Genomic DNA, 1153 nt, shown 5'->3' with positions numbered 1-1153 from the left:
TGTCGGCGTCCAATACGCCAGATTCGGCGGAACCAACGGCCAGAACCCCTCCGTAAACGGGGGATTCATCAACCTGGCCTTTTCCGTCATCCCCGTTTATGTGTGGTGGAACCCGTATAATGTGGACATGAAATTCCAGGGGGCCAACGGAGAAGTGTGGGGAGCCTACTTTGGCGAGCACCGCTTCATGCCCATGATGTTTTCCCACAACATTAAAAACGGCGGCGGCGTAGGCGCCATGGGCAATTATACGGAACATCCCCTTACCCCTTACGTCCAAAATACCGTGGACAGAAACGACCGTCAGGTAGCGGATTTCGGCGCATCCTTCAGGGACAAGGTTACCTACCAGTCCGACGGGTCAACCACCAAGGGGAACCCCTCCACCCTGAAAGCCGGGGAAATCGTCATCTTCGCCCAGCCCATCCCGCTAATTGACGACATGTCCAACCCCTTCAAGAACAATTCCGTCTATCGCTCCAAGAGCAATAAGAACGACATTAAAACGGACAACTTCGCCATGAAGGAAGGCTGGTCTCTGGATTCCGCCCAAACCACCGGCTACTCCGTCAACATGTATTCCGGTCTGAAATACCAGAATTTTGACGGAAACAAATATCTGAACGGTGACCCGTTCATGGCGTCCGCCATTTTCGCCCAGAACTATGACGACCTGAAAGGCTGGTCCGGCACGACCTCCGACCGTACTCCCACCGACCACATTCTCAGCCATAAATATACGGACGAGTTCAGTACCAGCTCCAAGAAGCTTGGCACCTTCGCCATGGGGGCGGGCCTGATGAGCGCACAGCAGATCGGCCAATCCACGACACTGAACGGTTCCAACACGGCGGATCCCGCCATCTTCTCCAAGACGATGCCCGCCGTACTGAACCTCAACTGGGGAGCATGGGAAAAACCCCTGCTGGACAACATCAAGTTCCCCGCCGACATGTGGAAAAATAACACCGGACCGGAAGAAAACAAGGAAAGGCAGGGTTATTATGGGGAAGCGGACCCGGACGCCCTTTTCATAGCCTACTATGGGGTATCAATCAAATGGGGCAAGCCTCCGGTCATTGGGGCCTACCCGGAGGGCAAGGACTACCGCGCCAAGACCTGGCAGCACTCCAGCCCCCTCTTCTGGGGCGGC

Annotated in this window: 1 pseudogene; it reads left to right on the top strand. The window is 55.6% G+C overall.

Annotation, left to right across the window (positions count from 1 at the left end):
• Window positions 1–1153, top strand: a pseudogene (locus HHJ06_RS11645) (hypothetical protein); the annotation flags it as partial.

This window comes from Akkermansia muciniphila, from assembly GCF_018709685.1.
In the GTDB taxonomy this organism is placed as follows: Bacteria; Verrucomicrobiota; Verrucomicrobiia; order Verrucomicrobiales; family Akkermansiaceae; genus Akkermansia; species Akkermansia muciniphila_E.
Note: the sequence above shows the minus strand (reverse complement) of the source record. Positions and strands in the feature narration are given on the sequence as shown.